At 70.9% G+C, this 5,960-nt stretch carries 5 protein-coding genes; all 5 read left to right on the forward strand.

Going from position 1 to position 5,960, the window contains the following annotated elements:
- A partial coding sequence (locus DAT37_RS25480) for a Pls/PosA family non-ribosomal peptide synthetase (protein ID WP_332873354.1) occupies positions 1–1,178 on the forward strand: 1,178 nt, incomplete at its 5' end.
- Positions 1,175–2,476 (forward strand): M1 family metallopeptidase, encoded by a 1,302-nt coding sequence (locus tag DAT37_RS25485; protein ID WP_109527413.1) that lies wholly within the window; start codon positions 1,175–1,177, stop codon positions 2,474–2,476. The genes DAT37_RS25480 and DAT37_RS25485, both read left to right, overlap by 4 nt.
- A 234-nt stretch (positions 2,477–2,710) precedes the next feature.
- Complete coding sequence (locus tag DAT37_RS25490; RefSeq protein WP_109527414.1) at positions 2,711–3,100, forward strand: VOC family protein; 390 nt, start codon at positions 2,711–2,713, stop codon at positions 3,098–3,100.
- 93 nt (positions 3,101–3,193) lie between these two features.
- Positions 3,194–5,047 carry an FAD-dependent monooxygenase gene (locus DAT37_RS25495; RefSeq protein WP_109527415.1) on the forward strand — a complete coding sequence of 618 codons (1,854 nt, stop codon included), beginning with the start codon at positions 3,194–3,196 and terminating at the stop codon, positions 5,045–5,047.
- A partial coding sequence (locus tag DAT37_RS25500; RefSeq protein ID WP_109527416.1) for an alpha/beta fold hydrolase occupies positions 5,044–5,960 on the forward strand: 917 nt, incomplete at its 3' end. The genes DAT37_RS25495 and DAT37_RS25500, both read left to right, overlap by 4 nt.

Genomic DNA, 5,960 nt, shown 5'->3' on the forward strand with positions numbered 1-5,960 from the left:
TCGCGCTCGGCCTGCGCCCGGGCACCCACCCCGTGCACAGCCGTACGGCATGGCAGGCCTGGGCCACCGAGCGGCTCATGGCCATGGCGCGGGTGTGGCTGTTCCCGCTGTACGCCAGCGCGTTCACGCCCTCGTGGCTGCGCGCGCTCGGCATGACCGTGGGACGCGACGTGGAGCTGTCCACGGTGCTCGCGCTGCCGTCGATGACCGCCGTCGGCGACGGCGCGTTCCTGGCCGACGACACCAAGGTCGCGCCGTACGAACTGGCGGGCGGCTGGATGCGCCTCGACCACGTGCGTATCGGCAAGCGGGCGTTCGTCGGCAACTCCGGCATGACCGCGCCCGGCCGCAAGGTGCCCAAGGACGGGCTGGTCGGCGTGCTGTCCGCCGCGCCGAGGAAGGCCAAGGCAGGCAGTTCCTACCTGGGGATGCCGCCCGTCAAACTGCGCAGGACCGCCCAGAGCGGTGACAGCAGCCGCACCTACGACCCGCCGCGCCGGCTCAAGGTCGCCCGCGCGCTGGTCGAGCTGTGCCGGGTGGTCCCGGCGATGATGACGGCAGGGCTGGCCGTGCTCGTGGTCATGACGATCCTGTGGATCGCGCGGGCGGCCGGGCTCGGCGTGGCCGTCCTGCTCGGCGGGTTCGTCCTGGCCGGCGCGGGGTTCGCCGCGGCGACCGTCGCGGTGGTCGCCAAGTGGGCGCTGATGGGCAGGATCCGGGCAGGCGACCGCCCGCTGTGGAGCTCCTTCGTGTGGCGCAACGAGCTGGCTGACAACTTCATCGAGGTGCTGGCCGCGCCGTGGTTCGCCACCCCGTGGCTCGGTACGGCGGCGCTGAACGCCTGGCTGCGCGCCCTCGGCGCCAAGGTCGGCCGCGGAGTGTGGTGCGAGACATACTGGCTGCCGGAGATCGATCTGGTCAGCCTGGGCGACGGCGCCTCGGTCAACCGGGGCTGCGTGCTCCAGACCCACCTGTTCCACGATCGCGTCATGAGCATCGATACAGTCGAGCTGGCTGAGGGTTCCACGCTCGGCCCGCACGGAGTGGTGCTGCCCGCGGCCACGGTCGGGAGCAACACCACGATCGGCCCCGCTTCCCTGGTGATGCGCGGCGAGTCGCTGCCCGCGCGGACCCGGTGGTACGGCAACCCCGTCGCCGCATGGCACAGAGCCGCATGACGGACGTCGATGGGAGGACAGTGGCACCGGGCACCCGCTACTTTCCGGAACGCGGCGACTACTCGTACGAGGTCAGGCACTACGACCTGGAGCTGGACTACCGGCCGGGCCCCAACAGGCTCGCGGGCACCGCGCGGCTGACCGCGGTGGCCGTCGAGCCGCTCAACCAGGTGCACCTGGACTTCGGCCCGTTCCGCGTCGGCCAGGTGCTCGTCAACGGGGAGCGGGCCCGCTTCGCGCAGCAGGGCCACAAGCTCCGCGTCACCCCCGGCCGCTGGCTGGCGGAGGGCAGGGCGTTCACGCTCGAGGTCCGCTACAGCGGCAACCCGCGGCCCGTGCCCAGCCCGTGGGGCGGGCTCGGCTGGGACCAGCTGGAGGACGGCGCCCTCGTGGCCAGCCAGCCGATCGGGTCGTCCTCCTGGTTCCCGTGCAACGACCGGCCGTCGGACAAGGCGACCTACCGGATCGCGGTGACGACCGCCTCGCCGTACACGGTCGTGTGCAACGGGCAGCTGGTGTCCACCAGCCGGTCGGGTTCGCGCACGACCTGGGAGTTCCGCGAGAGGGCGCCCATGGCGCCCTACCTCGCGAGCGTGCAGATCGGCCGCTACCACCTCGCCGACCTGCCGGGAGGCGTGCCGCAGCGGCTGGCCGCGCCCGCCGGGCTGCTGACCCGCGCCCGGCTGGCCCTGGGGCGCCAGGACCAGATGATGCGGGTGTTCACCGAATGGTTCGGCCCTTACCCGTTCGCGGACTACACCGTGGTCGTGACGGAGGACGAGCTGGAGATCCCCATCGAGGCGCAGGGCATGTCGATCTTCGGGGCCAACCACCTGGAGGGCGAGGAGCGGCTGGTCGCGCACGAGTTGGCGCACCAGTGGTTCGGCAACAGCCTCACGCTGTCGCACTGGCGTGACATCTGGCTGCACGAGGGGTTCGCGGCCTACGCCGAGTGGCTGTGGTCGGAGGAGTCGGGCGGCGAGCGCGCCGAGGCGCACGCCAGGCGCTGGCACAGCAGGCTCTCGACGAGGGCGTGCGACTTCGTGCTGGCCGACCCGGGGGTGAAGCGGCTGTTCGACGACCGCGTCTACAAGCGTGGCGCCCTCACGCTGCACGCGCTGCGCCGCGTCCTCGGGGATCCGGCGTTCCGGTCGGTGCTGCGCGAATGGACCGACCTGTACCGTTACGGCGTCATCACGACCGGTCGCTTCACCGAGCTCGCCGGCCGGTACGCGCCCGAGCCTCTGGACGCCTTCTTCATGTCCTGGCTCTACACCGAACCCCTGCCACCGCTGTAACACAGGCATCGCGCCGGCCATCCGCAAGCTGTTCGCCGGGCACAACGGCGTCCCCGCCGCCCTGTTCAGCGCGAATTCCGAGGGAGCCTGCCCGGGGTGCGGAGGGCTCGGGACCGTTCTCTACGAGGGCCCCGTCTCGGAGTACACGCAGGACGCCGGCACGCCGACGGCACGCGCACTCGCCGCCGACGATCGGACGGGCCGCACGGACCTCCAGTCGTATGCTGGTCCAGCATGGACGTGCTGAGCAGCCGCATCTTGCTACGGCCCGGCGATCCCGAACGGAGCCGCCGCTTCTACGCCCACTCTCTCGGCCTGGCGGTGTACCGGGAGTTCGGGCCGGCGGATCAGCCGGGCGTGGTGTTCTTCCTGGGCCAGGGGTTTCTGGAGGTCTCCGGGCGGTCCGACGCCCCGGCGGCCGGGGGCGAGCTGTCGATCTGGTTGCAGGTGCGGGACGTGCGGCGCGAGGAGGAGCGGCTGCGGCGTGAGGGCGTCACCGTGCTGCGGGAGGCGCGGCTGGAACCCTGGGGCCTGATCGAGATGTGGGTGGCCGATCCCGACGGTCATCGCATCGTTCTGGTGGAGGTTCCGTCCGGCCATCCCCTGCGTCGCGACCCACGCTGAAAGCGCTGAGCGGCCATTGACAGGACGACGACACGATACGTAGGTTCCATTTATCGCACGCTTCAACCTATTATCGAACAGCGAGGTGGTGCCGTGCCGTACACGCTGCCGAGGTACGAATTCCGCCGCCCGCCGGAGCTCGACGGCTACCGGGGGACGCACCCCGTGGTCATCGCCGGCGGCGGTCTCACGGGGCTGACCCTCGCCGCGGATCTCGGGCTTCGGGGGGTTCCGGTGGTTCTGCTCGACGAGGACGACACCGTCGGTGTCCGGGGGGCCAGCAGCCGGGGCATCTGCTACGCCCGCAAGTCCCTGGAGGTCTTCGATCGGCTCGGGATCGCCGAAAAGATCCGCGAGAAGGGAGTCACCTGGTCGGTGGGGCGGACGCTGTCGGGTGACGACGAGGTCTACTCCTTCGACCTCGGAACCGATTCGCACTCCGTGTTCCCGCCGTTCGTCAACATCCAGCAGTTCCACGTCGAGGCCTTTCTCGTGGATCGCATCCTGCGGATGCCGAACGTCGACCTTCGCTGGCGTTCCCGCGTCACCGGCATCGATCAGGACGAGGACCAGGTGTGGTTCACGGCCGAGACACCCGCGGGGCCGTACCGGCTCGCGGCCGAATGGGCGATCGACGCCACGGGAGCCGGGAGCCCGATCCGCGATTGGCTCGGCCTCGACAGCCACCCCGACCTCTCGGCCGATCGCTGGTGCATATCGGATATCCGCTTCAAGGACGACCGTCCGCCGGAGCGGCTCACCTGGGTCGACGCCCGGTTCAACGAGGGCCGCGGCGTCTGGCTGCACATGATGGCCGACGACGTCTGGCGCGTCGACTTCCAGATGAGTCCGGACTGCGATCCCGCGGAGGTGAGCCGTCCCGAGGTCGTCGAGGCTCGGCTGCGGGCCATGTTCGGCGCTGATCTGGAGTTCGACGTCGTGTGGATCGGCCCGTACCACTACCGTTCGGCTCTCGTCGACAGGATGCGCGTCGGACGGGTCTTCCTCGCGGGCGACGCCGCCCATGTCGTGAGCCCGTTCGGGGCCCGTGGCGGCAACACGGGGATCCAGGACGCCGAGAACCTCGGTTGGAAGCTGCACCAGGTGCTGGAGGGACGGGCCGACGCCTCGATCCTCGACAGCTATCACGTGGAACGTCACTCCACGGCCGTCCGCAATCTCGAGGTCACCCGACGCTCGGCGCGTTTCCTCGCTCCGCGCACCGCCGCCGAGAGAGTCGTGCGCGACGCCACCCTGGCGCTGGCCCGCCACCACGAGTTCGCCCGCCTCCTGGTCAACACCGGCCGCATGTCGGTGCCCGTCCCCTATCCGGCCAGCCAATGGCTGGGGGACCAGGGCGGCCTGCCGGTCCAGAGCTGCGCTGTCGGCCGATCCGATGGGTGGCGTGGATCACTGATGCGGCTCGGACGGGACGGGCGCTGCTTCCTCGCCCTGGCCTTCTCGCTGGATGCGGCCGAGATCGCGTCGATCGAACGGGACCTCGCGGGACTTCCGGTCGTGGTCGAAAGCGTCGGTGGATCACTGCTGGACGTGGACGGCGGCCTGGCCGCGCAACTGGCCCCCGAGCCGGGCGACATCTGGATCCTGCGCCCTGACCTGTACGTGCTCGCCCGGTGCGTCGACTCCGCGCAAGCTCGCCACGCGGTGCTGGCGGGGTTGGGACGGGCACGGCAGCACCCTCGGAGCGTCGAGAGCAGCACGCCCAGCGCGTCGCCGGTCGCCACCCGGCCCGGGCTGGCGGATCCGGATCGGTTCACCGAGGAGGTCGTCCGCGCGCACGAGAACCTCACCGACGACCAGAGCGCGCGCCTCGACGCCGCGCTGGTGATGGTGCTGGCCAACCAGATCGGGGACGCCGAGGTGCTGAGCCAGTCGATCGCCGCGGCGCGCCGGGCGATCACCGGAGCGGCGGAGGCGGAGGAGTGACCACCCGCGAACTGATGCAGGTGCCCATGGGCACCGGCTCCACCGCGGCGGAGGTCTATTCCGGGATCGCGCGCATGGCCGGCGTTCTGTGGTGCGCGCGGGTACGCGCCCGGGAGGGCCGGCGGGCGGACACGGCTGTCGTCGTGGTGCACCCGTCCTCCAACTTCCTTGGCCATTACGCCCTGGAGTCCTGGGCCGCGCTCGGAGTCGACGCGATCGCGATGACGACCCGCTACCTCGGCAACGATTCGGTGCTGCTGCTCGAGAACTGCGTGCTCGACGTGGGTTCGGTCGTACGGCACCTCAAGCGGGAGGGGTACGAGAGGGTCGTGCTCGTCGGCAACTCGGGCGGGGGTGGACTGGTATGCCTCTACCAGTCGCAGGCCGTCAAGCCCACGATCACCGCCTCACCAGGTGGTGGCGGGCCCGATCTCACCACCGCCGAGCTCATCCCGGCCGACGCCCTGATCATGCTCATGGCGCACCCTGGACGGGCCAATCTGCTGGTGGAGTGGCTCGACCCGGCGATCCGCGACGAGCACGACCCCTTCGACCGGGACCCCGGACTCGACATGTTCGACCCTCGGCACGCCGTCCCCTACGACCGGGACTGGCTCGCGGCCTACCGTGCCGCCCAGGTCGCCCGGGGTGAGCGGATCACCGAGTGGGTCCTCGACCGGCTGGCCGCCCTGGACAGCCAGGACGGCCAGGACGGCCGGGACGGCCCGGCGGATCTTCCGTTCAGCGTTCACGGCACCTGCGCGGATCCGCGGCACCTGGACCTGACCATCGACGCCTCCGACCGCGCGATCGGCACGCTCTGGGGCCCGGCCAGGGCGGCGAACATGCAGCCCACCACGCTCGGTCACCTGACGAGTCTCCGGTCCTGGCTCTCCCAGTGGTCGTTGAGGAC

This window comes from Nocardia aurea, assembly GCF_003123685.1.
GTDB classification, from domain to species: Bacteria; Actinomycetota; Actinomycetes; order Mycobacteriales; family Mycobacteriaceae; genus Nocardia; species Nocardia aurea.